The 25,683-nt window shown below is 65.5% G+C and carries 24 protein-coding genes; 5 read left to right on the top strand and 19 right to left on the bottom strand.

Going from position 1 to position 25,683, the window contains the following annotated elements; translation table 11 throughout:
• Window positions 1–49: 49 nt before the first annotated feature.
• From pnp to rimP, 10 genes are all read right to left on the bottom strand, one after another.
• Complete coding sequence (gene pnp, locus ACOQOU_RS12775) at window positions 50–2,185, bottom strand: polyribonucleotide nucleotidyltransferase (protein WP_109766826.1); 2,136 nt, start codon at window positions 2,183–2,185, stop codon at window positions 50–52.
• Window positions 2,186–2,469: 284 nt separating this feature from the next.
• Window positions 2,470–2,739, bottom strand: a complete 270-nt coding sequence (rpsO, locus tag ACOQOU_RS12770; protein ID WP_109766824.1) for a 30S ribosomal protein S15 — start codon at window positions 2,737–2,739, stop codon at window positions 2,470–2,472.
• A gap of 142 nt (window positions 2,740–2,881) precedes the next feature.
• Window positions 2,882–3,349 carry a GNAT family N-acetyltransferase gene (locus tag ACOQOU_RS12765; RefSeq protein WP_109766823.1) on the bottom strand — a complete coding sequence of 156 codons (468 nt, stop codon included), beginning with the start codon at window positions 3,347–3,349 and terminating at the stop codon, window positions 2,882–2,884.
• A 1-nt stretch (window position 3,350) separates the two neighbouring features.
• Window positions 3,351–4,781, bottom strand: coding sequence for an aldehyde dehydrogenase family protein (locus ACOQOU_RS12760; RefSeq protein WP_306026232.1), 1,431 nt, complete (start codon window positions 4,779–4,781; stop codon window positions 3,351–3,353).
• Between the two features lie 94 nt (window positions 4,782–4,875).
• Entirely contained in the window at window positions 4,876–5,814 is a 939-nt protein-coding gene (truB, locus tag ACOQOU_RS12755; RefSeq protein ID WP_109766821.1) for a tRNA pseudouridine(55) synthase TruB, read from the bottom strand.
• Entirely contained in the window at window positions 5,814–6,218 is a 405-nt protein-coding gene (gene rbfA / locus ACOQOU_RS12750; RefSeq protein WP_109766868.1) for a 30S ribosome-binding factor RbfA, read from the bottom strand. Before rbfA ends, truB begins: the two co-directional genes overlap by 1 nt.
• A 91-nt stretch (window positions 6,219–6,309) precedes the next feature.
• On the bottom strand, window positions 6,310–8,859 hold the full coding sequence (gene infB / locus ACOQOU_RS12745; protein ID WP_109766820.1) for a translation initiation factor IF-2: 2,550 nt from the start codon (window positions 8,857–8,859) through the stop codon (window positions 6,310–6,312).
• Complete coding sequence (locus ACOQOU_RS12740; RefSeq protein WP_306026239.1) at window positions 8,856–9,533, bottom strand: RNA-binding protein; 678 nt, start codon at window positions 9,531–9,533, stop codon at window positions 8,856–8,858. The genes infB and ACOQOU_RS12740 overlap by 4 nt, the downstream gene beginning before the upstream one ends.
• A gap of 56 nt (window positions 9,534–9,589) precedes the next feature.
• Complete coding sequence (nusA, locus tag ACOQOU_RS12735) at window positions 9,590–11,236, bottom strand: transcription termination factor NusA (RefSeq protein ID WP_306026231.1); 1,647 nt, start codon at window positions 11,234–11,236, stop codon at window positions 9,590–9,592.
• Between the two features lie 11 nt (window positions 11,237–11,247).
• Window positions 11,248–11,889 (bottom strand): ribosome maturation factor RimP, encoded by a 642-nt coding sequence (gene rimP, locus ACOQOU_RS12730; protein ID WP_306026230.1) that lies wholly within the window; start codon window positions 11,887–11,889, stop codon window positions 11,248–11,250.
• A 200-nt stretch (window positions 11,890–12,089) separates the two neighbouring features.
• Between rimP and ACOQOU_RS12725 the strand changes: the two genes are divergently transcribed.
• Entirely contained in the window at window positions 12,090–12,932 is an 843-nt protein-coding gene (locus tag ACOQOU_RS12725; protein WP_109766818.1) for a polysaccharide deacetylase family protein, read from the top strand.
• Between the two features lie 15 nt (window positions 12,933–12,947).
• On the opposite strand, the gene trmB is transcribed toward ACOQOU_RS12725, so the two are convergent.
• From trmB to truA, 3 genes are all read right to left on the bottom strand, one after another.
• Entirely contained in the window at window positions 12,948–13,646 is a 699-nt protein-coding gene (trmB, locus tag ACOQOU_RS12720) for a tRNA (guanine(46)-N(7))-methyltransferase TrmB (RefSeq protein ID WP_109766817.1), read from the bottom strand.
• 13 nt (window positions 13,647–13,659) lie between these two features.
• Window positions 13,660–14,934 (bottom strand): methionine adenosyltransferase, encoded by a 1,275-nt coding sequence (gene metK / locus ACOQOU_RS12715; protein WP_306026229.1) that lies wholly within the window; start codon window positions 14,932–14,934, stop codon window positions 13,660–13,662.
• Between the two features lie 188 nt (window positions 14,935–15,122).
• A complete protein-coding gene (gene truA / locus ACOQOU_RS12710) occupies window positions 15,123–15,884 on the bottom strand; it encodes a tRNA pseudouridine(38-40) synthase TruA (RefSeq protein WP_306026228.1) in 762 nt (253 codons plus the stop codon).
• Window positions 15,885–15,997: 113 nt separating this feature from the next.
• On the opposite strand from truA, the gene ACOQOU_RS12705 reads away from it, so the two are divergent.
• Window positions 15,998–17,581, top strand: coding sequence for a glycosyltransferase family 39 protein (locus tag ACOQOU_RS12705; protein WP_306026227.1), 1,584 nt, complete (start codon window positions 15,998–16,000; stop codon window positions 17,579–17,581).
• On the opposite strand, the gene fmt is transcribed toward ACOQOU_RS12705, so the two are convergent.
• Window positions 17,578–18,507 (bottom strand): methionyl-tRNA formyltransferase, encoded by a 930-nt coding sequence (fmt, locus tag ACOQOU_RS12700; protein ID WP_306026226.1) that lies wholly within the window; start codon window positions 18,505–18,507, stop codon window positions 17,578–17,580. The two genes, ACOQOU_RS12705 and fmt, sit on opposite strands and share 4 nt — an antisense overlap.
• A gap of 21 nt (window positions 18,508–18,528) precedes the next feature.
• Complete coding sequence (gene def, locus ACOQOU_RS12695; RefSeq protein ID WP_306026225.1) at window positions 18,529–19,059, bottom strand: peptide deformylase; 531 nt, start codon at window positions 19,057–19,059, stop codon at window positions 18,529–18,531.
• Window positions 19,060–19,133: 74 nt separating this feature from the next.
• Here def and ACOQOU_RS12690 point away from each other — a divergent pair, with 74 nt between their 5' ends.
• Window positions 19,134–20,363 carry a DNA recombination protein RmuC gene (locus ACOQOU_RS12690; RefSeq protein ID WP_306026224.1) on the top strand — a complete coding sequence of 410 codons (1,230 nt, stop codon included), beginning with the start codon at window positions 19,134–19,136 and terminating at the stop codon, window positions 20,361–20,363.
• Here ACOQOU_RS12690 and ACOQOU_RS12685 read toward each other — a convergent pair whose 3' ends face one another.
• Complete coding sequence (locus ACOQOU_RS12685; protein WP_306026223.1) at window positions 20,364–21,062, bottom strand: phosphate/phosphite/phosphonate ABC transporter substrate-binding protein; 699 nt, start codon at window positions 21,060–21,062, stop codon at window positions 20,364–20,366.
• 28 nt (window positions 21,063–21,090) lie between these two features.
• A complete protein-coding gene (locus ACOQOU_RS12680) occupies window positions 21,091–22,086 on the bottom strand; it encodes a fatty acid desaturase (protein ID WP_306026222.1) in 996 nt (331 codons plus the stop codon).
• A 137-nt stretch (window positions 22,087–22,223) separates the two neighbouring features.
• Here ACOQOU_RS12680 and ACOQOU_RS12675 point away from each other — a divergent pair, with 137 nt between their 5' ends.
• Window positions 22,224–23,084 carry a helix-turn-helix domain-containing protein gene (locus tag ACOQOU_RS12675; protein ID WP_245412705.1) on the top strand — a complete coding sequence of 287 codons (861 nt, stop codon included), beginning with the start codon at window positions 22,224–22,226 and terminating at the stop codon, window positions 23,082–23,084.
• A 16-nt stretch (window positions 23,085–23,100) separates the two neighbouring features.
• Window positions 23,101–23,367, top strand: a complete 267-nt coding sequence (locus ACOQOU_RS12670) for a hypothetical protein (protein WP_158585127.1) — start codon at window positions 23,101–23,103, stop codon at window positions 23,365–23,367.
• A 96-nt stretch (window positions 23,368–23,463) separates the two neighbouring features.
• Here the strand turns inward: ACOQOU_RS12670 and ACOQOU_RS12665 are convergent, their stop codons facing one another.
• Together ACOQOU_RS12665 and lnt are read right to left on the bottom strand one after the other, a co-directional pair.
• On the bottom strand, window positions 23,464–23,880 hold the full coding sequence (locus ACOQOU_RS12665) for a helix-turn-helix domain-containing protein (RefSeq protein ID WP_109766807.1): 417 nt from the start codon (window positions 23,878–23,880) through the stop codon (window positions 23,464–23,466).
• Window positions 23,881–24,019: 139 nt separating this feature from the next.
• Window positions 24,020–25,681 (bottom strand): apolipoprotein N-acyltransferase, encoded by a 1,662-nt coding sequence (gene lnt, locus ACOQOU_RS12660; RefSeq protein ID WP_306026221.1) that lies wholly within the window; start codon window positions 25,679–25,681, stop codon window positions 24,020–24,022.
• Between the last annotated feature and the right edge of the window lie 2 nt (window positions 25,682–25,683).

Here is a 25,683-nt window from a genome sequence, read left to right as displayed (position 1 = left end):
CCTGGAATGCATCCAGCCCCGCGTTTCCGGTTTCATTGGCCGATGACGATCAATCGTCGGCCTTTTCCTTCTTGCGCTCGATCTCCTTGCCGGTCTCCTGATCGACGACCTTCATCGACAGGCGAACCTTGCCGCGCTCGTCAAAGCCCATCAGCTTGACGAACACCTTGTCGCCTTCCTTGACGACATCGGTGGTCTTGCCGACACGCTCCTGGGCGAGCTGGGAGATGTGCACCAGACCGTCCTTGGGACCGAAGAAGTTGACGAAGGCGCCGAAATCGGCGGTCTTGACGACGGTGCCCTGATAGATCTCGCCCACTTCGGGTTCGGCAACGATCGTGTGGATCCACTGCTTGGCCGCCTCGATCTCCTTGCCCGAGGATGATGCGATCTTGACCGTGCCATCGTCTTCAATGTTGATCTTGGCGCCCGTCTTCTCGACGATCTCGCGGATGATCTTGCCGCCCGAGCCGATCACGTCGCGGATCTTGTCGACGGGAATGTTCATCACTTCGATGCGCGGGGCGAACTCGCCCAGCTCCTCACGGCTTTCCGACAGTGCGTTGGCCATCTCGCCCAGAATGTGCGCGCGGCCGCCCTTGGCCTGGTCGAGCGCGATCTTCATGATCTCCTCGGTGATGCCGGCGATCTTGATGTCCATCTGCAGAGAGGTGATGCCCTCGGCGGTGCCCGCGACCTTGAAGTCCATGTCGCCCAGATGATCCTCGTCACCGAGAATGTCCGACAGGACAGCGAACTCGTCGCCTTCCAGGATCAGGCCCATGGCGATGCCGGCCACGGGCGCCTTGATCGGAACGCCGGCATCCATCAGCGCCAGCGAGGTGCCGCAGACGGTCGCCATGGAGGAAGAGCCGTTGGATTCGGTGATCTCGGAGACGACGCGCAGCGTGTAGGGGAATTCTTCCGCTTCCGGCAGCACCGGATGGACGGCGCGCCAGGCCAGCTTGCCGTGGCCGATCTCGCGGCGGCCCGGCGATCCCATGCGGCCCGCTTCACCGACCGAATAGGGCGGGAAGTTGTAGTGCAGCATGAAATTCTCTTTGTAGGTGCCGGTGAGCGAATCGACGAACTGCTCGTCCTCGCCGGTACCCAACGTGGCAACGACCATGGCCTGGGTTTCGCCGCGCGTGAACACGGCCGAGCCGTGGGTGCGCGGGAAGACGCCGACTTCCGAAACGATCTGGCGGACCGTCGACAGGTCGCGTCCGTCGATGCGCGTCTTGGTCTTGAGGATGTTGCCGCGCACGACCTTGGCCTGCAGGTCCTTGAAGACGGACTTGATCTGCTCGGGGTTCCAGGCCGGGTTCTCGGCGCCTTCGGGGTAGAGCGTCTCGAAGACCTTGGTCTTGGCGGCGTCGATGGCGGCGTAGCGAGCGCCCTTGTCGGTGATCTTGTAGGCCTCGGCCAGTTCGTCGGAGATCAGGCCGCCCATCGTCGCTTCGAGTTCGCTGAGATCCTCGGGGGCATAGTCGCGCGGTTCCTTGGCAGCCACTTCGGCGAGCTTGATGATCGCGTTGATGACCGGCTGGAACGCCTGCTGGCCGAACATGACGGCGCCGAGCATGGCTTCCTCGTCCAGTTCCTTGGCTTCCGATTCCACCATCAGAACGGCATCGGCGGTGCCCGCAACGATGAGGTCGAGATCGGATTCCTCCATCTCGTCGACATGCGGGTTGAGCACGAATTCGTCATTGATGTAGCCGACGCGGGCGGCGCCGATCGGGCCCATGAAGGGCACGCCGGAGATGGTCAGCGCGGCCGACGCGCCGATCATGGCAACGATGTCGGGATCGTTTTCCAGATCGTGCTGCAGAACGGTGAGGACGACCTGCGTCTCGTTCTTGTAGCCGGGGGCAAAAAGCGGGCGGATCGGCCGGTCGATCAGGCGTGAGGTCAGCGTCTCTTTTTCCGACGGACGGCCTTCACGCTTGAAGAAGCCGCCGGGAATCTTGCCGGCGGCAAAGGTCTTTTCCTGATAGTTGACTGTCAGCGGAAAGAAGTCCCGGCCCTCACGCGGGCTCTTCTCGGAGACGACGGTGGCCAGAACGACGGTTTCGCCATAGGTCGCCAGAACGGCGCCGTCGGCCTGCCGGGCGATCTTGCCGGTTTCGAGCGTAAGCGGGCGACCGCCCCACTCCAGTTCCACTTTGTGGTGATCGAACATGTCTTGTCCTTCAATAAGGGCGCAATGCCGGCCAAGGGCCAGCGCGCCAGGCTTGGGTTTTCGAACCTGGGCCCGGGCAAGACGACTGGATGCTTGTCTGTGGTCGGCGCGGCATGTGCGCCCTGGTCCCTGCAAGCAACCGGCAATCCTGCCCCGCGGCTCCAACGCGGTTCTCGGGCGGCCGGCGCGCCGCTGTCTTCAACGTTCGCGCCGGCCTGACAGGCGAAATGTCCCCCGCCTGAATGGGGCAAGGGCGGACCCTTCAAGAGCCCGCCCGAATTCGTTCAGCGGCGGATGCCCAGTTCCTTGATCAGGGTCTGGTAGCGCGCCTCTTCCTTGCCGCGCACATAGTCCAGAAGCTTGCGCCGCTGGGAAACCATCTTCAGAAGGCCACGCCGTGAGTGGTTGTCCTTCTTGTGGTCCTTGAAATGCTCGGTGAGGTTGTTGATCCGTTCGGTGAGGACCGCGACCTGCACTTCGGGCGAACCCGTGTCGCCGCTTTTGGTCGCAAACTTCTGGATCAGCTCGGCCTTGCGCTCGGCAGTGATCGACATCGTGTTTCCTTTCACAACTTACAAGGGGTTTGAAGACGCCCGCTGCCGGGATGTCGTCCAGCAGGGGCCGTTGGCGCGGCCGAAAAGGCCGGCGCTGGGCGCGCTATAGTCGAAAAGCGCTGCGAACGCAAACGCCATTCGCTCAGTCCAGCGCCTTCGTCATGAAGTAGGAATGCGGGTCGGGGCCGTAATCGCCGAACGGTCCTGTTTCCTCGAAACCGAAGCGGCGGTAGAGCTCCTGCGCCGGCCGGAAATGCTCCGTCTTGCCCGTTTCGAGGCTGAGCCGTTTCATGCCGCGAATGCGCGCCTCATCGATCAGGTGCGCGACCAGCGCCCGGCCGATGCCGGCGCCGCGCCGTTCGGCCACGGTATGCGCCGATTTGATCTCGCCATGGCCGCCGCCGATGTCCTTGAGGGCGATGCAGCCGACGAGCTCGCCGTCGAGCCAAGCGCTCCAGAAGGTGATCTCCGGTACGCGCAGCGCGTCGAGATCGAGCGCGTAGACGCTGCCCGCCGGCGTGATCGCGAACATGTGGTCGAGATGCCGCCTCAGCAAGGCGGCGATCTCCGGACCGCGCAGATCGTCCTGTCTGATCTCGATGGCCGGCATGTCAGTAGCGCTGGCTGAGCACCTTGACCTCGGTGAAGTCCTCGAGACCCCAGACGCCGCCCTCGCGTCCATTGCCGGACTGCTTGTAACCGCCGAACGGATGGCCCGCCGAAAGCCCGGCGCCGTTGACGCGCACCATGCCGGCGCGCAGACGGCGCCCGACGCGGTCGCCCTTGTTCGCGTCTCCGGTCCACAGATAGGCGGCGAGCCCGTAGGGCGTGTCGTTGGCGATCCGAACGGCTTCGTCCTCGCCGCCCGAGAACGGGATCATCGTCAGGACCGGGCCGAAAATCTCCTCGCGCGCGATGGTCATCTCGTTGGTGACATCGGCAAAGACGGTCGGCCGCGCATACCAGCCGCGGTTGAAGCCTTCGGGCCGGCCCGGACCGCCGGTGACCAGGCGCGCGCCCTCGGCCATGCCGGTCTCGATCAGGCTTTGCACCTTGTCGAACTGGGCGGCCGAGGAGAGAGGGCCGATATGGCCGCCCGCATCGCGCGGATTGCCGACCTTGACTGCCTCGGCGGCTTCCTTGGCCAGTTCGACCGCTTCGTCATAGACGTCCTGCTCGACGATCATGCGCGAGGGCGCGTTGCAGGATTGGCCGGTGTTTTCCATCATGTGGGTGACGCCGCGCCTGATCGCCCTGGGCAGATCCGCATCGGCGAAGACAATGTTGGGCGACTTGCCGCCGAGCTCCAGCGTGACGCGCTTGATCGAAGCGGCCGAACCGCGCATCACCGCGCTGCCGGCGCGCGTCGAACCGGTAAAGCTCATCATGTCGATATCGGGATGGTTCGACATGGCCTCACCGACCGTCGGCCCATCGCCATTGACCAGGTTGAAGACGCCCTTCGGGAAGCCCGCCTCGTCCATCAGTTCGGCCCAGACCATGGCCGACAGCGGTGCGATCTCGGACGGTTTGAGCACGCAGGTGCAGCCGGCGGCGACCGCCGGGATGACCTTCAGCGCGATCTGGTTGACCGGCCAGTTCCACGGGGTGATCAGGCCCACCACACCGACCGGTTCGCGGATAATCGTCTCGCGGTCGGTGAACTTTTCTTCCCACGCGAACTTGTCCATCGCGTCGAGAAATCCCTTGAGGTGCCACGGGCCGGCGCCGGCCTGCTCGCCCCTGGCGAAATCGATCGGCGCGCCCATTTCCAGCGAGATCGCTTCTGCCAGATCGTCATGGCGGACCTTCATGACGGCACCCAGACGTTCGAGCACGGCCCGGCGTTCGGCGACCGGCGTTGCGGCCCAGCGCTCAAAGGCCGCCTTGGCGGCGGCGACGGCTTTGTCGACATCGGCGGACGATCCCAGCGAAATCACCGCGCAGACGTCCTCGGTGGCCGGATCGTGGACCTCCAGATCGTTGGCCTCGGCCGCGTCGACCCACTGGCCGTCAATGTAGAATTGCCGCTGTTCGCGCATCGGGCGCTCCTGTCATATCGGAATGGTTTTCGGCGACGTTGGCGCCAAGATCGAACAAATGCAATCACCCTTGCGGGCTAAACTTGTCACCGTGTCAAAGGCGGAAGACGCGGCGCGGGCGGAAGGCGCCCTGCGCGATCTCGCCGATCGCCACCAGGCGCCCGCGATGGAAGGCGCAGGCCTCTTCCTCGGCGACCGGCGCGTCGCGGCCGCGCAGGATCGCCGGGTTGCCAAGACGGATGCGGTGCGCCTGCTCGTCGCCCAGATCGACACGCGGAAACCCGTCCATCGCCTCGCCCGTGTCGAGCAGGAACGCATCGAGCGCCCCATGGCGCGCCGCTTCGTCGTCGCCGGCGGCCTCGACCGCGGCTTCCAGTTCGGCAAGGGTGACGGCGTCTGCCTCGTCGAACGGTTCGACGAAGGTTCGGCGCAACGCGCTGACATGGCCGAAACAGCCAAGCTCCCGTCCCATGTCGCGGGCGAGCGAGCGGACATAGGTGCCCTTGCCGCATTCGACTTTGAAAATGGTCGTGTCGCCGTCATGGGCGATGATGGTGAGCGCGTCGATCTCGACATCGCGTGCCGTCACCGCCGCCGCCTCGCCCTGACGGGCCAGCGCATAGGCGCGCTCGCCATCGACCTTGACGGCGGAGAATTGCGGCGGCGTCTGGCTGATCGTGCCGGTGAAGCGTGGCAGAAGCGCCTCGATGGCGGCGCGGTCCGGCCGCATATCGGACGTTTCGGTCGCCTCGCCTTCCAGATCGTCAGTCGTCGTCTGTGCGCCCCAGCTCACGGTGAAACGGTAAGCCTTTGTGCCATCCATCACGTAGGGAACAGTCTTGGTCGCTTCACCCAACGCAATCGGCAGGATGCCGGTCGCCAGCGGATCGAGCGTTCCGGCATGGCCGGCCTTTTGCGCGCCGAACAGCCATTTCACCTTGGAGACCGCCTTGGTCGAACCCAGCTCAAGCGGCTTGTCGAGCACCAGCCAGCCGGAAACCGGCCGGCCCTTCTTCGTGCGCTGGCGCGCCATCAGTCCTGGTCTCCGTCCAGATCCCGCGCCACATGCGGCGATTTGAGCAGCGCGTCCACCTTCTGGAAATTGTCGAAGCTCGTGTCGGCGCGGAAGCGGAAATCGGGCATGTATTTCATCTGGCCGAGTTCGCGCGACAGCCGGCCGCGAATGAACTTGGCGTTGCGCGCAAGCGCCTTGACCAGCGGCGCCATGTCCTCGTGCCCAAAGGCGGTGACATAGGCGGTGGCGATCTTCAGATCGGGCGACATGCGCACCTCGGTCACCGACAGGACGACGCCGTCAAGCTCCGGATCGGCGACTTCGCCGCGCTGCAAAAGCTGCGTCAGCGCATGCCGGACATGCTCGCCAACGCGAAGCTGGCGCTGGGAGGGGCCTTGGTCGGCCCCGGCAAAACGGGACATGGTTCCATACCTTTCTCGCGACGGGCGGGATGGGACCGCGCCGTCCGATCGGTGGCCGTGGCCATTGGCCACGGCATATTGAGATTGTGCCCTAAAGCGTCCGCGCGACTTCCTCGACGCGGAAGCACTCGATCACGTCGCCGGCGCGGATGTCTTCGTAATTTTCGAAGGCCATGCCGCATTCCTGTCCGACGGGGACTTCCTGCACTTCGTCCTTGAAGCGCTTGAGTGTCTTGAGCTTGCCCTCGTGGATGACGACGCTGTCGCGCACCAGACGCACGCCGGCGCCGCGCTCGACCTTGCCTTCGGTCACCTGACAGCCGGCGACCTTGCCGACCTTGGTGATGTTGAAGACTTCGAGGATCTCCGCATTGCCCAGGAACGTCTCGCGGCGTTCGGGCGAGAGCAGGCCTTCCATCGCCGCTTTCACATCATCGAGCAGGTTGTAGATGATGTTGTAATAGCGGATCTCGACGCCGGCCGCTTCGGCCGCATCGCGCGCCTGCTTGTTGGCGCGCACGTTGAAGCCCATGATCGCCGCACCGGTCGACTCGGCCAGCGAGACGTCGGTTTCGGTGATGCCGCCGGCACCGGAATGGATGATCCGCGCCTTGACCTCGTCGGTGCCCAGCTTTTCGAGCGCACCGAGGATCGCTTCCACCGATCCCTGCACGTCGCCCTTGACGACCAGCGGGAACTCGGCGGTTTCGGCGTCCTTGGCTGCCGCCATCATCTGTTCGAGCGAGCCGCGCGCGCCGGCCTGGCGTGCCACGGAAATCTCGCGCGTCTTGCGCTGGCGATAATCGGAGACCTCGCGGGCGCGCGCCTCGTTTTCGACCACTGCGACCTTGTCGCCGGCCTGCGGCGTGCCGTTGAGGCCGAGGATCTCCACCGGCAGGGACGGTTCGGCTTCATCGAGGTTTTCGCCGCGATCGTTGATGATGGCGCGGACCTTGCCCCATTCGTCGCCGGCGACGACGATGTCGCCCGTCTTCAGCGTACCGGCCTGGACCAGCACGGTTGCCACCGCGCCGCGGCCCTTGTCGAGCTTGGCCTCGACGACGACGCCCTCGGCGGTGCGGTCGGGATTGGCCTTCAGTTCGAGGATTTCGGACTGCAAGAGGATCGAATCGAGCAGGCCGTCGAGATTGGTGCCCTTGAGCGCCGAGACCTCGACATCCTGGGTTTCGCCGCCCATGGATTCGACGAACACTTCATGCTGCAGAAGCTCCGTGCGCACCTTGCTGGCGTCCGCTTCGGGCTTGTCGATCTTGTTGATCGCCACGATCATCGGCACGCCGGCCGCCTTGATGTGGGCGATGGATTCGATCGTCTGCGGCATCACGCTGTCGTCGGCGGCAACCACGAGGATGGCGATGTCGGTCGCCTGGGCGCCGCGCGCGCGCATGGCGGTGAAGGCGGCGTGGCCGGGCGTGTCCAGGAAGGTGATCTTCTGGCCGTCCTTTTCCACCTGATAGGCGCCGATATGCTGGGTGATACCGCCGGCTTCGCCGGAGACCACATTGGCGTTGCGGATCGCATCGAGCAGCGACGTCTTGCCGTGATCGACATGGCCCATGATGGTGACGACCGGCGGACGCGGCTTCATGTCCTCGGGCTTGTCGTCAATGCCGAACAGGCCCTCCTCGACATCGGATTCCGACACGCGCCGCACCGTGTGGCCGAATTCCTCGGCGATCAGTTCGGCGGTGTCCGCATCGATCAGGTCGCCGGGCTTCATCATCTGGCCCTGCTTCATCATGAACTTGACGACATCGACCGCACGTTCGGTCATGCGCTGCGCCAGTTCCTGGATGGTGATCGTCTCGGGCAGGCGCACCTCGCGCGAAATCTTCTCGCGCGGTTCGGACATGCCCATCTGGGCACGCTTGATCTTCTCCTGACGGCGGCGCATGGCCGACAGCGAGCGCGAACGGCCCTCGCCGTCGCCGGTCACGTTGGCGAGCGTCAGCTTGCCGCGGCGGCGATTGTCGTCACGGCCGCGCGACGGCTTGGGCGCGGCATCGGTCTTGGCCGGCCGCTTGGCGGCGGCGCCGCGGCGGGCATCGCCATCGTCGGTACGGCCCGGCGCGGCCTTTTCGGCCGGTGCGCGGCGCGCGCCTTCCTGTTCGGCCTTCTGGGCGGCCTGCGCCTTGGCTTCGGCCTCGGCCGCCAGACGCGCCTGTTCGGCCTGCTCGGCTTCCTCGCGCTCGGCCATCTCGCGCTCGCGGCGCGCTTCATCTTCCTTGCGCCGCTGCTCGTCGGCCTGGAACTTCTCGCGGTCGTCAGCCTCGCGCGCCTTTGCTTCCTCGAGCGCGCGGCGGCGCGCCTCGATCTCGCTCTGCGACAGTTCCTTGAGCACCGCGCCGCTGCGGTCGGCGGCCCCGGCATCCTGCGCGGGCGCGGGGGCCGGCGTCGGCGCTTCGGCAGCGGGCTTCGCGCGCGGCTTCAGGCCGCCCGCAAGCGATCCACCTGCCGGCTTGTCGCCCGGCTTGGTGAACTTGCGCTTGCGCGTTTCGACGACGACGGTGTTGGTGCGCCCGCCGCCCATCTTCTGGCGAACGGTGCCCGTGCCGCTATCGCGCCTCATCGAGAGCGTGCGGCCAGCCGTCTTCTTGTCGTCCGAACTTGTATCACTCATTCCTGATCCGTTTCCTTCGCGGTCACATGCCCGCCGGCCGTTCCGGCCAAAAGACCGGCGCCTGCGTCCGGCGAAGCCGGTCGCATATCTGGCCCAGTCCTGTAGTCGCGCAGCGCTTCAAGCCGCCGCAATGCGGCATGGCCACCCCTGCCGTCAAGCACGGCTGCATGTATTACATTACCGCCCCCGAATGCCAAACCCATTTGTTCGTCATCAAGGAGCATGAAAACCGGCACGTCCGGGCCGCCCAGATGCACCGTGGCGCGGCGCGCCTGGTCGAGCTTGCGGATGCCGTCGGGCGCCGCATGCAGGGCATGCAGCAATGCGGTGGCACGGCCCGCGCGCACGGCCTTGTCGACCTGCATGGCGCCCGAAACGAGCGCGCCCGCCTTGCGCGCCATCGACAGTGCACCGGTTGCCTGCCTGACCAGCAGACGGTCGACCAGAGCGCCCAGATCGTCTGGCACGTCTACCTTGCGGCGCAGCGCCCGGGCGAACAGCTTTTTGGACACGGCCTTGTCGACCATCGCCCGCCGGGCGGTCACCCAGCAGCCGCGGCCCGGCAGGGTGCGCTTGAGATCGGGCACGACCATGCCGTCGGGCCCGGCAACGAAGCGGATCAGCCCGTCAGCGTCGGCGCTTTCGCCGGTCACGATGCAACGGCGTTCGTTCATCGCGATGTCCGCTTCGTTCAAGGTCATGCCGGGGTGCCATCCTCGTCACGCCGGCGTTACGCCGGAGCTCCCGCGGGGGCATCGGCGTCGGCGGCAACGGCTTCAGCCCCTTCGGCCAGTTCCGCGCCTTCCTCTTCATAATCGGCGGCAAGGTCTTCTTCGGTGATCCAGCCAACGGTCAGACGCGCGGAAAGGACCATTTCCTCAGCTTCGGCACGCGTGGTGCCAAACGGCGTGAAGATGCCGTCGTGGATCTTGGTTTCGCCCTCGACGCGCTCGCGCCAGCCGACAAGATCGTCGACCGCGCATCCGGCAAAATCTTCCATTGTCTTCACACCGTCCTCGCCGAGCGCGACCATCATTGCGGTGGTCACACCGGGGATTTCGCGGATTTCGTCGACGACGCCCAGTTCGATGCGCTTGGCGTCGTTCTCGGCCTCGATGCGTTCGAGATATTCGCGTGCGCGCGTCTGGATCTCGGCGGCGGTGTCCTCGTCAAAGCCCTCGATCGACGAGACTTCCTCGGCGTCGACATAAGCCACTTCCTCGATTGACGAGAAGCCCTCCGACGCCAGCACCTGGCCGACCATCTCATCGACGTCGAGCGCTTCCATGAAGAGTTGCGTGCGCTCGGTGAATTCCTTCTGGCGGCGCGCGGACTCCTCGTCCTCGGTCAGGATGTCGATGTCCCAGCCGGTCAGTTGCGAGGCAAGGCGTACATTCTGGCCACGGCGGCCGATGGCGAGCGAAAGCTGCTCGTCGGGCACCACCACCTCGATGCGCTCGGCATCCTCGTCGAGCACAACCTTGGCGACTTCGGCCGGCTGCAGCGCGTTGACGATGAAGGAGGCCGCATCGGGCTGCCAGGGAATGATGTCGATCTTTTCGCCCTGCAACTCGCCGACGACCGCCTGGACGCGGCTGCCGCGCATGCCGACACAGGCGCCAACAGGGTCGATGGCGCTGTCGCGCGAGATGACGGCGATCTTGGCGCGCGAACCGGGGTCGCGGGCGACCGACTTGATCTCGATGATGCCGTCATAGATTTCCGGCACTTCCATCTGGAACAGCTTGGCCATGAATTGCGGGTGCGTCCGCGACAGGAAGATCTGGGGCCCGCGCTGCTCGCGGCGCACGTCATAGATGAAAGCGCGGACGCGGTCGCCATAGCGGTACATTTCGCGCGGGATCAGTTCGTCGCGGCGGATGATACCCTCGCCGCGTCCGAGGTCCACGACCACGTTGCCATATTCGACGCGCTTGACCGTTCCGTTGACGATCTCGCCGACGCGGTCCTTGAACTCTTCATACTGCTTGTCGCGCTCGGCCTCGCGCACCTTCTGGACGATGACCTGCTTGGCCGACTGGGCGGCGATGCGGCCGAAATCGAGCGGCGGCAGCGGCTCGGCGATGAAATCGCCGATCTGGGCGTCCGGGTTCTTGGCGCGCGCATCTTCGAACGCGATCTGGTTGTCGGTGTTTTCGAGTTCCTCGACCACTTCCATCAGCCGCTGCAGCTTGATCTCGCCGGTCTTGGCGTTGATGTCGGCACGCACATTGGTCTCCTGACCGTAGCGCGATTTCGCCGCCTTCTGGATCGCGTCGGCCATCGCGCCGATCACGATCTCCTTGTCGATCAGCTTCTCGCGCGCGACCGCATCGGCGATCTGCAGGAGTTCGAGCTTGTTTGCACTGACTGCCATCTTGGTCTCCCTCAGGGCGTTTCGGCATCCGGCGCGTCGCCGGAAAAATCGTCATGTTCGGTTTCAAGTCCGCGTGTGGCGCGGGCGGCCTTGTCGGCCGTCAGCGACGCGCGGATCAATTCGTCGGTCAGGATCAGCCGCGCATCGGCGATCGCCGAAAACGGGATCACATTGGTGTTCTCGTCGCCCATGGACGGCTGGTCGCGGAACAGCGTGACCATATCGGTATCGACATCGGTGATGGTGCCGCGGAAGCGCTTGCGGCCGTTGACCAGGACCGATGTCTCGAGCTTGGCCACATGACCGCGCCATTTGGCGAAATCGGTCTTGCGCACAAGCGGCCGGTCGATGCCCGGCGAGGACACTTCCAGATGATAGGCGCGGTCGATAGGGTCTTCAACATCGAGGATCGGCGAGACCATCCGGCTCAGCGTCTCGCAATCCTCGACGGTCATCGTTCCGTCGGCGCGCTCGGCCATCACCTGCAAGGTCGCGCCGTTCTGACCGGACAGGCGCACACGCACCAGCCGGAAGCCTTCGGAATTGAGCACAGGCTCGATCAGCATGGCGACACGGGCATCGATCCCGGTCTCGGTGACCAGGCGCGGTTCGTCTTCGGTTATGGGCGCGAATTCGCGTTCGTTCGTCGTCAATTCCGTCTCGAATATAAAAAAGAGCGGGTCCGGCGGGCCCACTCTTCGTCTACGACCAAGATTTGATTGTCATATACGCCCGCCGACAGCCGGTTGCAAGGGGCGACGGTCGTCCAGGGCCGGCCCGAGGGCTCGCACTTCGTTAACCATCGCCGTTTACCATAGCGCGCAGATACTCTTTGTACTGCGTGGTGTCTCCGATGGCCGCATCCTTGCTGCGTCGCTTTCTGCCCTCCTTTTCCCTGCTGATCGCCGTGGCCGCTCTTGGCGGGTGCGCATCGCTCGCGCCATCGGCCGATCGCGACGCTGAAACCACGCCACAAGCGGTGGCCTTCGCACCCAGCGCGTCGGACCGGTCAAGCCTGCGTGAAACCGCCGGCAGCCTGCGCCGCACAGCGCTGACCGGCCGCGTCATGCGGGTCGACACGATCGACGACATCCGGCTCGGTCCGAAAGAAGTGATCCTCACCTTCGATGACGGGCCCGCGGGCCAGAACACGCGGCGCATTCTCGATGCGCTCGATGCCAAGGGCATCAAGGCGACCTTCTTCATGGTCGGCGAGATGGCGCGCAACAACCCGGCGCTTGCCCGAAACGTGATCGCGCGCGGACACACGGTCGGCAGCCACACCCATCGCCATCCCAATCTTGCGGCGATGAGCCATGCCGACGCGGTCGCCGAAATCGCACGCGGCGAACGGGCGCTGCGCGAGGCCGGCATCCCCGATCTGCCCTTCTTCCGCTTCCCCTATCTCGCCGACACGCCGGCGCTTCGCGGCCATCTCGCCGCCCGCGGCATCGTCGTGGTCGATGTGGATATCGACTCCAAGGACTATTTCCGCATCAGCCCGGTGCGCGTCGCCACGCGCACGATGCGGGACCTGCGCCGGCGCGGCTCGGGCATCATCCTGTTTCACGATCTGCATGCGCGCACGGCATCGATGCTGCCGACCTTCCTCAACATGCTCGAGCGCGAGGGCTACAAGGTGGTCGCCCTGCAACCGGCGCGCGGAAACCCGGCGCTGGTCGCCTCGGCGCGCTGACGAAATCGGAACAGGCTACGATCTGGCGAAGGTCAGGTAGACCGGCGTGCGGCCCTCGCGCAGGGCCTTGGCCTCGTAGCGCGTACCCGGCCAGTGCGGATAGGGATTGCGCCAGTCGGCGGCGCGGCGGGCGGTCCATGCGAAATCCGGATGCCGGTCGATGTGCTGCAGCGTCCAGTTGACATAGCTGTCAATGTCGGAAGCGAAACGGAACAGGCCACCGGGCTTCATCACCCGGGCGAACCGGTCCAGATTGCGGTCGCTGACGAACCGGCGCTTGAAGTGTTTCGGTTTCGGCCATGGATCGGGATAGAGCAGGTCGATCTGGTCGATCGAGGCGTCCGGCAGCCAGTCAAGCAGTTGCGTGGCATCGTCGTCGTAAAGCCGGATGTTGCCGGCCGGATGCACATCCAGCGCCGTGACCAACTTGGCCATCGAATTGACGAAGGGCTCGACGCCGACAAAGCCCACCTCGGGCCGACGCCGGGCATGGGACAACAGGTGCTCGCCGCCGCCAAAGCCGATTTCAAGGACGATGGTCTCCGGCGTGTGTGGAAACAGCGTTGCCGGGCTGGCCGGCGCCGGCGCTTCCAGATCGATCAAAAGATCGGGCAGCAGGCACCGCATCGCCTCGGCCTGCCGGCCGCGCAACGTCTTGCCGCGCCGCCGGCCATAAAAGGCCTCGGTGGCGCGCGTCGGATGATCGGCAGCCATGACGGTCGGCGGGTCAGGCGGCCTGCTTGACCGCCTGCTTGAGCGCCTTGACCAGATCGACCTTTTCCCAGGAGAAGGAGCCGTCACGGCCGGGCTTGCGGCCGAAATGGCCGTAGGCGGCGGTCTTGGCGTAGATCGGCCGGTTCAGATTGAGGTGCCTGCGGATGCCCGACGGCGACAGGTCGATGACATCGCGGATGGCGTCCTCGATCGCCGCATCGGCGACCGTGCCCGTGCCATGCGTGTCGACATAGACCGACAGGGGCTGGGCAACGCCGATCGCATAGGAAAGCTGGATCGTGCAGCGGTCGGCCAGCTTGGCCGCCACGACGTTCTTGGCCAGATAGCGCGATACATAGGCGGCCGAGCGGTCGACCTTGGTCGTGTCCTTGCCGGAGAAAGCGCCGCCGCCATGGGGCGAGGCGCCGCCATAGGTGTCGACGATGATCTTGCGGCCGGTCAGGCCGGCATCGCCATCGGGACCGCCAATGACGAACTTGCCCGTGGGGTTGATGTACCAGTTGCAGTCGTCGGCGATCGGCAGGTCGCCCAGCGCCTGGCGGATATAGGGCTCGACGACCGAACGAACCTTCCTGGAATCCCAGCTGTCGTCGAGATGCTGCGTCGACAGGACGATGCTGGTCACCTCGGACGGCATGCCGTCGCGGTAACGCACCGTGACCTGCGACTTGGCGTCCGGGCCGAGCCGGGCGGCCTCGCCCTCGCCGCTCTTGCGCGCGTCGGCGAGAAGCTCGAGAATCTTGTGCGAATAATAGATCGGCGCCGGCATAAGTTCGGGCGTTTCGCGGCAGGCATAGCCGAACATGATGCCCTGGTCGCCGGCGCCCTCGGCGCCCTGCGCATCCGATGCACTGTCGACACCCTGCGCGATGTGCGCCGACTGGGCGTGCAGCAGCACGTCGATGCGGCATGTCTTCCAGTGGAACCCGTCCTGCTCATAACCGATGTCGCGGATGGCGCGGCGCGCCGCTGACCGAAAGCGGCCGGGCGCAATGACGGGTTCGCCCGCATCGTCCGTGACCACATTGCCGGCCTTGTCCTTCTTGAAGAACGTATCCGGGACACGCACTTCGCCGGCGATGACCACGCGGTTGGTCGTCGTCAGCGTTTCGCAGGCAACACGAACCTTCCAGAGCGCGTCGTCGCCCTGCTTGCGCGCCTCGCGGTAGATCATGTCGACGATCTCGTCGGAGATGCGGTCGCAAACCTTGTCGGGGTGGCCCTCGGACACCGACTCGCTGGTGAAGAGATAATTCTGCCGTGCCATGATCTCGCCCTGCTGGCTGGATTTGGAAAGGAAGACCGCCGGGCGGTCAAACGGACGCGCTGTCGTTACGGGACGAGGCCGGCAACGTCAAGCAAAGACACATCAATAGAAAGATATAAGCATAAGTGCATATCCTGCCACGGGCTTCCGACGCCATTGACGGCCGGAACCGGCGAGGACAGCGGGCGTCAAACCCCGGCATCGTCCGGATAGTCCACCCGCAGCAGATAGAGCCCATGCGGCGGCGCCAGGGCGCCGCACTTCTGGTGGTCGCGCGCTTCGAGTGCGGCTTGCACGTCGTCTGCCGTCCAACGGCCCTCGCCGACCAGCTTGAGCGTGCCGACCAGCGAGCGGACCTGATTGTGCAGGAACGAACGCGCCGAGACATGCACGTCGATCCGCTCGCCATCGCGGGAAAAGGTGATCGCGTCGAGCGTCTTGACCGGCGATTTCGACTGGCACTGGGCGGCGCGGAAGGTCGTGAAATCGTGGGTGCCGATCAGGATCTTCGCAGCGGCATTCATCGCATCGACGTCGAGAGGCCGCTTGCACCACCAGGCCCGGCGATGGTCGAAGGTCAGCGGCGCCGGCCGGTTGTGGATGCGGTACAGATAGTGCCGTGCTTGCGCCGAAAAGCGGGCATGGAACGTGTCCGGCACCTTTTCTGCATCCACGACGCAGATGCGTTCCTCGTCGAGCACAAGATAGGCGTTGATCGCCTCGCGCACCCGGACCGGATCCCAATCGCGTTCCAGATCCACATGGGCCGTCTGGGCGATGGCGTGAACGCCGGTGTCGGTGCGGCCGGCCACCTGCAGCGTCACCTTCTGCTTGGAGAACTCCAAGACCGCCTTTTCCACAGCTTCCTGAACCGCGTGACCGTTGGTCTGCCGCTGCCAGCCGACATAGGGCGTGCCGTCATATTCGATTGTCAGGCGGTAACGGGGCATGGTCGTCCGGTGCCGGGAACGGGCGGCTGCTTAAGCCCGGAGGCTGGCCATGTCCAGCCGTCACGACACGGGCCGATTGACGCCGGAGGCGAAAACTCCGATGAGGCGGAACCATGAACGATGCCGCCTCGTCATCGCCGGAACCCCGTTCCACGGACACCGATGCGCCGCTGGCGTACTGGACACGACCGATCGTTGTCGCCGGCTTCGTTTGCGTCCTGATGGCGATCAAGCTGGTCATGGCAGGCACGACGGAGCTGATCCGCGACGAAGCCTATTACTCGCTGTGGGCATTGCATCCGCTGCAGGCGAGCTATTTCGACCACCCGCCTGCGGTCGCCTGGTTCATCAAGGCCGGCTATGCGCTGCTGGGCCCGAGCGAGTTGGCGGCACGGCTCCCTGCGGTCCTGTCGGTGGGGCTGGTGTCGCTGGCCGTCTTCCGGACTGCCATGCTGGTTTTCGGCGATCGCCGCATCGCGGCCTATTCGGTCTACGCTTTCAATCTGACGCCCGGCGCCATGCTCGGCCTTCTGGTGATCACGCCCGATGCGCCGTCCATGCTGTTCTGGATGCTGTCGATCTGGTCGGCTGCGGAACTTCTGCGCTCAAACGACGGACGATGGTGGCTCGTCTTCGGCCTGTTTGCCGGCCTGGGGCTCGCAGCAAAATATACGGGCCTCTTCCTGGGTGCCGGCGTGGTGCTCTGGCTGCTTTTCGACCGGCGCAACCGGCACTGGTTCACCTCGCCCTGGCTTTATGCCGGCGGCGCCGTCGCTCTGGCGATTTTCGCGCCGGTTATCGCATGGAACCTCAACAACAGCCTTTCATCCTTTGAATTCCAGTTCGGTCGCTCCGCGCGCGGACTGCAATGGTTCGACTGGACCGATACGAAGCATCTGCCGGAATTCCTGGCGGGCCAGATCGCGCTCCTCCTGCCGGGCCTGTTCATCATGGGCGCCGCAGCCCACTGGCGGTTTGCGCGGCATCGTTCCGAACGCGGCAATCGCGGCTTTGCCCTGCTGATCTGGACCGGCATTCCGGCGCTTGTCTATTTCATCACCTTCAGTCTCCACTCGGTTACCCAAGGCAACTGGACGTGGCCGCTTTACGCGCAGTGGTCGATCATCGGCGCCTGGGCCATTTACGCGTGGAAGCCGGAATGGGCGTGGCTGCGAACCATTCAGCGCTGGACAAGGCGCGCGCAGGTTCCTGTCGGCGCACTGGTTGCTGCGGTGATCTTCGCGCAGGCGCAGTTCCAGCCTGTCCGGCTGCCGTTCGCCGACCAGACGCTCACAATGCACGGATGGACCGAGGTCGCATCGAACATCGAAACCGAGCGCCGCCGTGCCGGTATCGGTACGATTCTCGCCCGCGGATATGGGCTTTACGGATACCTCGAGACGTATGGCCGTTTCGCCGGGCACGGCTACCGCGTCCTGCCGCTGGACGAATTCCACCGCTACGGGTTCGTCGACTTGCCGGCCAGCGACGACGCGGTCGACTGGCCCGTGCTTGTCGCCGTTCACGTCAGCGGCACCGAGCCTCCGACCGGACCGCCGGCGGCCATCGCCAATGCCAATCCGCCGGCCCAATGGTTCACGCGGATCGTACGGCCGGCCGCCGACGGCGCCCCCGCCAGCGCCATCGATCTCTACCGGCTGGAACGGCCGGAGACGCCGCTGTTCGGGTCCGACTAGCGAATGTCGCCTGTTGCCAGCGGATTGCCGCGCAGGAACGTTTCGGCGTCGAGCGGCCTGCCGCCCGCTTTCTGCAGACGTGTCAGCCGCACGGCACCGGTGCCGCACGCCACGGTGATCGGCGCGCCGACTATCGGCGCACCCGGCTTGCCCGATCCCGGCGCCTGGGTCGAGGCCAGCAGCTTCACCCGCTCCCATTTGCCGCCAAAGCGCATTTCGCACCAGGCACCGGGAAAGGGCGACAGGCCGCGAATGTGATTGTGGATGTCGGCGCCATCTCCCGCCCAATCGACGCGCGTTTCGTCCTTGGCGATCTTGGCGGCGTAGGTGACGCCGTCGTCCGGCTGGGGCACGAGTTCCAGAACACCCTGCTCGAGGGCGGCCATGGCGCGTACCATCAGGCTCGCGCCGGTCCGCGAGAGGGCGTCGTGCAGTTCCCCGGCGGTCATGTCGGGGCCGATGGCGACCTTTTCCGTCATGGCGACCGGGCCGGTGTCCAGCCCCTCGTCCATCTTCATGATCATCATGCCGGTTTCCGTATCGCCGGCCATGATGGCCCGCTGGATCGGGGCGGCACCGCGCCAGCGCGGCAGAAGCGATGCGTGGCCGTTGAAGCAGCCAAGGCGCGTGCCTTCCAGGATGGGCTTGGGCAGAAGAAGGCCATAGGCGACGACGACCGCCACATCGGCGCCAAGCGCGGAAAAGGCCGCCTGCTCATCGGCGGCCTTCAGCGTTTTGGGGGTGCGCACTTCGATGCCGAGCGCTTCGGCCGCCTCGTGGACCGGCGATTTTCTGAGGCTCAGCCCCCGCCGGCCGGCCGGCCTCGGCGGCTGGGTGTAGCAGGCGACGATGTCATGGCCGGCGGCGTGCAGCGCGCGGAGTGTCGGCACGGAAAAGTCCGGCGTGCCCATGAAGATGATGCGCATGATCCTGCGGTTCCGGAAACGCTAGGCCATCACGGGGCCGTCGCCGCGCTGTCTGGCGAGCTTGCGGAACTTCTTGAAGACCATGTCGCGCTTGAGCTTGGAGATGTGATCGACGAACAGGACACCGTCGAGATGGTCGATCTCGTGTTGCAGGCATGTGGCCAGAAGCCCGTCGGCCTCGAGCGTCTGATCGGCGCCGTCGCGGTCGACATAGCTGACGGTGATCGCCGCCGGCCGCTCCACATCGGCGTAATAGTCCGGGATCGACAGGCAGCCTTCCTCGTAAAGGCTGCGCTCGTCCGAGCGGGCGACAATGGTCGGGTTGATCAGGACGCGCGGGTCCCTGCCATCTTCCTCCTTGGCGACATCGGCGACAAGCATGCGGACCGGCTCGCCGACCTGGATCGCCGCAAGGCCGATGCCCGGCGCGTCATACATCGTCTCCAGCATGTCGTCGGCGAACGCGCGCACAGCATCGTCGACGCGTTCGAGCGGTTTGGATTTCTCGCGCAGGATCGGGTCGGGAATGAGAACGATCGGTTTGATGGCCATGACGCCTTCCAGTTAGGAAAGACCGCACGATGCGTCAATCGGCATGGCGACCGCGAATCGTCTATGCTGGGTTCATGGAACCCGCATTCAGCCTCGATCAAACCGCCTTCATGTTCGCCGGACGGGCTGTCTCGATCGGCGAGAGCTTGGCGGCCGGCGCGCTGATCCTGGCAGCGCTTGTGCTGCTTGCATTGCTGCTGGTCTGGCGCAACGGCATTGCCGGGCGGCGCGATCTTCGGCAGGCGCATGAGCGGGCCGAGCGCGCCGAAGCGCGGGTCGACGACATTCTGAAGGCCCAGGCCGACATGCAGGGCCGGCTGGCGGCGATGACCGACATGTTCGGCGCGCGCCACACGGAGATGAGCACGACGCTGTCGCAGCGGCTCGATGCGATGACCTCGCGCATCGGCCAGTCGATCAACGAACAGCAGAAGTCGGCGCATGCCAATCTGAGCAAGCTGCACGAACGCCTCGCAGTCATCGACACGGCGCAGAACAACATCCAGCAGCTCGCCGGCCAGGTGGTCGAACTGCAATCGATCCTGTCCAACAAGCAGACGCGCGGCGCCTTCGGCCAGAGCCGGATGGAAGCGATCATCGAAGACGGGCTGCCAATGGGCGCCTTTGCGTTCCAGACGACGCTGTCGAACGGATCGCGGCCCGATTGTGTGATTTCCATGCCCAACGGTGCGCCGGATCTGGTGATCGACGCAAAATTCCCGCTCGAAGCCTGGAATGCGGTGCGCGAGGCCAAGAACGAGGCGGACGCAACGGCGGCCGCCAAGCGGTTCCGCGCCGACATGGACGTGCACATCAAGGCGATCGCCGACAAATATCTGATCGCCGGGGAAACTCAGGACACCGCGTTCCTGTTCGTGCCCTCCGAGAGCATCTTCGCCGACATTCACGAACACCATGAGGCGATCGTGCAGAAGGCGCATCGCGCCCGCATCGTGATCGTCTCGCCGTCGCTCCTGATGCTGTCGATCCAGGTGATCCAGGCGCTGCTGAAAGACGCCCGCATGCGCGAGCAGGCGCATCTGATCCAGGGCGAAGTGATGCGCCTGATGGAGGATCTGGGGCGACTCGACGAACGGGTGCGCAAGCTGCAAACCCATTTCGGGCAGACGGCCAAGGATGTTGACGACATCCTGATCACGACGGGCAAGCTGACCAAGCGCGGCCAGAAGATCGAAGGGCTGGAGTTCGACGAGCGGCCGACCAAGGAGGACGCGGCGGAACCGGGCGCCGAAAGCAAGACCGGCCATCTGCGCCTGCGGGTCGTCGATGGCGATCCCGACTGATCAGCGCTCGGTCGGCGGATCGAGCACGACGGCGGGCATGGCCGCGGCGGCCGCGGTGCGCAACCGCGCCATGTCCGCGTCGCTCGTGGCGGCGTTGGTGATCAGCGGCAGGCCGGGCCGCTCCGCCGTCCATCCGATGACGTGCACCTTTTGCGCGGCGGGCTCATGGTCTTTGGCGATCTGCCAGGTCACGCAGTCGATTGCGGCGCAGGCCGCTTCACCGTCCGCGACGGCGCGGATCGAGGCCCGGTGCGATCCGGTCCAAAGGGTCGGTTCGGGGAACAGCCGTCCGGCGCGCGCCATATCCCGTCGCAGCGCGACAAAGCCCGACATTGATTCCGGTGCGTTCGCGGCCAGAGGACCTTCCAGCGATGTGGGCAGGATCGACCCGGCATTGGCGGGTGGCGCCGCATCGTCTCCCCTCCCCCGCGCGACGATCACGCTGCGATAGGTGCCGTGGCCGCAGCCCGGCGCGTCATGGATCGGTGTCGCGACATAGCGCACGCGGCCCCGGAGCACGGTTTCGAGCGGATAGGAGCAGGTCTCGCCGACAAGGAGGTCCGGGCTCAGCCATGCCCCTTCGAGATCGCCGGCGCGGGTCAGCGCGTCGGGTGCATCGAAGCCTTCATCCCTGAGCGCGTCGCGCAGACGGGTCCAGAGAGCGTCGGTCTCGGCCCGGCGCTCGGGCCAGTCATACATGGGCAGACATGCGATCATGACCGGGCGGTCAGCGGTCGGGCCTTGCGGCGACCGGCATTGCATCGCGGGGACCGGCGGCAGGTGCCGCCGATGCCGGCTGGAACGCGCCGGGCGCCATGGCCGGCGCGTCGGCCCGTCGGCGCACCGGATGCACCACTGGTTCCTTGGCCGACAACGCATAGGCGCGGAAAATCTGCCAGTAATTGCGGTACACATAGGTCTTGTTGGCGGCCAGCCACTCGGCACGGCGCTCGCGATAAAGGCGCGGCAGTTCGTACCAGGGCACGGCGGGCCGCTTGTGATGGACGATGTGCAGATTGTTGTTGAGGAACAGCCAGGACAGGATTCGGCTGTCTTCGACGACGACAGTACGGCCGTCCGGCGTCTGGTCCCAGCGATGTTCGCAATAGGTCCGGATTGCGATCAGCGCCATGCCGCCATAGGCAACCGTGCCGACATAGACCAGCAGGTTGATGCCCATACCGCCCCAGACGATCGCGACGAGCGCGGCGAGCCCAAGCGCGTGGTGCGCCCAGGCGCGACGCACGCCGGGATTGCCGGCAGCGAAATTCCGCGCATCGTCGCGCCAGAAGCCGAACGTCATCAATGGCGGCCCGATCACGAGACGGCCCACGAAGGTGTTGTTGGCGGCGAGCAGCGCGCGCATCGGCCAGCCCAATGCCGCATGGTCGCCCTGGGCGCGATACCAGCTTTCGGGGTCGTCATAGGGGTCGGTCAGGTTCTCGTCACGGTGATGGCGCAGGTGCAGCGCCTTGAACCGCCGGAACGGGAATGCCACGGCCAGAGGCAGCCCAACGAGCAGTTCGTTGACGGCGGCGCTGCGGGTCGGATGGCCATGCAGCACCTCGTGCTGCAGCGAGGTATGAAAGCCGGCGGCGACCGCCATGAGCGCCAGCGCAAGGACCGGCACCACCGGAAATAGCCCAAAGCCGGCCGCCAGCCATACACCGTAGCACAGCGCCATCATGACCATTGTCGGCCACTCAATCGTTTGTTTTCTCATTATGATTCGTTTCCCCTGACACAAGGATGTCAGGAGCGGCGACGGCTGGGAACGCGGCAATGCGCACTAAAGGTTGTTTCCGGTCATCAAATTCCGCATATGTTGATAATTGTCATCAAACGTCGGAGTTGATCCGCATGGTTGCTGCGCAGGCCGACACAATCGACAAACGCGACGCGTCCCGTCTGTTCCGTAACCGGCTGGCCGGACTGCTCTTCCGTTCGGGCCTGAACCGTTCGCAGTTTGCTGCCGCGGTCGGGTTGGACCGGTCGGCCCTGTCGCAGCTCCTTTCGGGCGAAACCGCAAGGCTGCCGCGCGCCGAAACGCTGATCCGCATCGCGGCGACGCAATCGGTCAGTCTCGACTGGCTGCTGGGCCTGAGCCAGGACGAAGGCGTGTCCGCCGAGATCCGGCCGGCGCTTGAACTGGAGGAGGCGCAGGATTCGCGCAACGATGCCGCACTTGTGCAGTGGCATCAGGAGGCGGCCGGCACCAAAATCCGCTATGTGCCCGCGACCATTCCCGATTTTCTGCGGACCGAGGCGGTGATCGCGTTCGAGACGCGCGACAGCAAACCGCCCGTCGCCGTCCAGATCGATGACGCACGCGAAAGGCTGGCCTACAGCCGCAAGCCGGAGAACGACACCGAAGTGTGCATGCCGCTGCAAACATTGCAGGCGCTGGCCGAAGGCAGCGGCGCCTGGACCGATCTGGACGCACCCTTGCGGCACGCGCAGATCGAACAGATCGCAGCGCTGACCGATGACCTCTATCCGGGCCTGCGGCTGTTCCTGTTCGATGCACGGCGTACCTTTTCAGCGCCTTACACCGTGTTCGGACCGATGCGCGCGGCAGTCTATATGGGCGACATGTATCTGGTCTTGAACGCCAAGGATGCCGTCGATGCGCTGACGCGCCACTTCGACCAGCTCATCCGCGCGGCGGTGGTGCGGCCGCACGAGGCCGGTTCCTTCATAGGCGATCTGACCCGGTCATGATCGGTGCGACGGTGACATGGGCATCGACCCGGCCGGCGCTGATCAGGTTTTGCGAATCCGGCTCGGCGCACTGGCCGCCATAGGGGCAGTCGATGCAGGCCTTGCGTCGCCGCGATGCCTTGCGCATCGCCTGCATCGCAAGCGCGATGATGCCCGCCCGCCGCCCGTGCGCGCGGGTGTGTTCCCGCTGCATCCCGCACAATGCGCGAAAGCAAATCTGGTTGTCGGCCTGGACAAGACGGTCGTGCATGGGCGGAAGTCTGGCCGCTTTCGCGTTGGCTGACGTTGATCGGTGTCAACCAAGACTTACACATCATGCTCCGGCGCGCGAGTCCTTTCTCCGATGGCGGCCTTGTTCGATCGGCGTCGGCGATCGGCGTCAGGCATCCTCGTCGGCCAGCGACTTGACCAGGTCGATGATGCGCCGGCGCACCTTGGGATCGGCGATCTTGACGAAGGCGCGGTTGAGCTGAAGGCCCTCCGAACTCGACAGGAAGCTGACCACATAGGTGGACGAATTCTCTTCGAGGCCCGACGGGGCCGATGCTGCGCTGCCGTCCGGCGCGTCCTCGAAAAAGAACGACACGGGCACGTTGAGGATCGATGCGATGTTCTGCAGCCGGCTGGCGCCGACACGGTTGGTGCCCTTTTCGTACTTCTGCACCTGCTGGAACGTGATCCCCAGGCTCTCGCCGAGCTTCTCCTGGCTCATTCCGAGCATGGTCCGTCGCAGGCGGATGCGGCTGCCGACATGGATATCGATGGGATTGGGCTGTTTCTTCTTCTTGTCGTTCATTCTGTGTCCCCGCCGCCCGGACGGCGGCCATTGCTCAAATCAGGACCAGAAGCCGTCCTTGCGCGTCCCCCAACGCGGTCCCCAAGTGCGGCGCGCTACCTATGAGCCCCGACGAAGGCCCCTGTCAACAAAGTGCGGCCTAATTCCCGCCGAAAGCGCGCAACCTGATGCGCGCTGTGATCGCTATAGCCGAAAGTATGGAAAGGAACAACCAGAAGTTGATCTCTCGTTGCCGCTCGGGGAACAAGGGTTGTGCGGCGTCCGGCAGCAGTGCATCGGCCACCGCGCGCACATCGTGGCCGATCCGGGCAACGATACGGCCCTGCGGATCGACGACAGCCGAGATGCCGTTGTTGGCCACACGGATGATCGGCAGGCCGGTCTCGACGGCGCGCAACCGTGTCTGGTGCAGATGCTGCCACGGCCCCGGCGTCCGGCCGAACCAGGCATCGTTGGTGACATTGACGATGGCGTCGACCCGCTGGCCGGAGGGCGGCACGGCCAGTTTCGGAAAGATCGACTCGTAGCAGACGAGCGGCAACACCGTCAGACCGCCCTGGAGCGTGATTGTCGTTCGGGCGGGCGCAGCCGAATAGCCGCGGTCGGCGGCGGCGACGGCGCGCAGACCGATGGCAGACAGCAGATCGGCAAACGGAAGATACTCGCCGAACGGGACGAGATGCACCTTGTCGGCGGCGCCGGCGATCACGCCGCCGGTCGTCACCGCCATCACCGAATTGTAGTAGCGGCCAGTCACCGAGCCGGCTTGCTCTCCCGGCTCCTCGCGCACCGCGCCGGCGAGCAGCATCTGTTCCGGCAACAGTGTCTCGCCGATCGAGGCGAGCGCTGCGGCATCGCGGGTCAATAGGTAGGGCACGGACGTTTCGGGCCACACCACGATGTCGGGAGCACGCCCCGACGCCGGGCCCTGCGCCTCGGCCTGATCCCCGACCGCCGGCGCCTCGTCAGGGGCCGCGTCCAGCGCGGTCAGGTCGAGCAACGTTTGGAACGTGGCCGCCCGCGCCTCCCGGTCCATCTTCTGTTCCTGGGCAATCGCCGGCTGAACGAGGCGGATGACGGGCGCATCGTCGCGCGCGACCGCCAAATCGCCTGCCTGTGCAAGACGCCAGATACCGAAGCCGGCATGGGCGCCGACCAGCACAACGCACAGCGCCACCGCCGTGATCGCCGCGCCGCGCCGCGCAGCCAGTTGCGCGGGAAGCGCAAAGACCAGCACCGCAAACGCGCTCACGGCGAAAATGCCGCCGATCGCCGCCGATTGCATCAGGACCGGCGATGGCATCAGCGCATAGCCGATGGCGTTCCAGGGAAAGCCGGTCAGGATGAAGGAGCGGGCCCATTCGGCAAGGCCGAAGGCGGCGGCCAGCGCGGCGATCCGGCCGACGCCGTCGGACCAGGCGAGCCGCGCGAGCGCGCAGGCCGCGCCGTAGAAGACAGCCAGAACAGCCGGCAGGCCGAGCACGGCCAGGGGGATCGCCCAGGCGAATTCCGGCGCCTCGACGAGCAGCGCATTGGCAAGCCACCAGATGCCGGCGGCGAAATAGCCAAGGCCAAACAGCCAGCCGATCCGGAATGCCGCGCGCAGCGCCCCAGACGCCTTTCCCGGCGTCGTGCCAACCGCGCCGTCCAGAAGCCAAACGAGGAGCGGAAAGGTGACAAAGCCGATGGCAAACAGATGGAAGGGCGCCTGCGTCAGCGCGGTCAGCGCACCGAGCGCGACCGACAAAGCCGCACGGCGCCAGCCGGACAAGAGCAGGATGCGCTGGGCGAAATGTTCCATGG

The organism is Oceaniradius stylonematis, from assembly GCF_965223445.1.
Classification (GTDB): domain Bacteria; phylum Pseudomonadota; class Alphaproteobacteria; order Rhizobiales; family Rhizobiaceae; genus Roseitalea; species Roseitalea stylonematis.
Note: the sequence above shows the minus strand (reverse complement) of the source record. Positions and strands in the feature narration are given on the sequence as shown.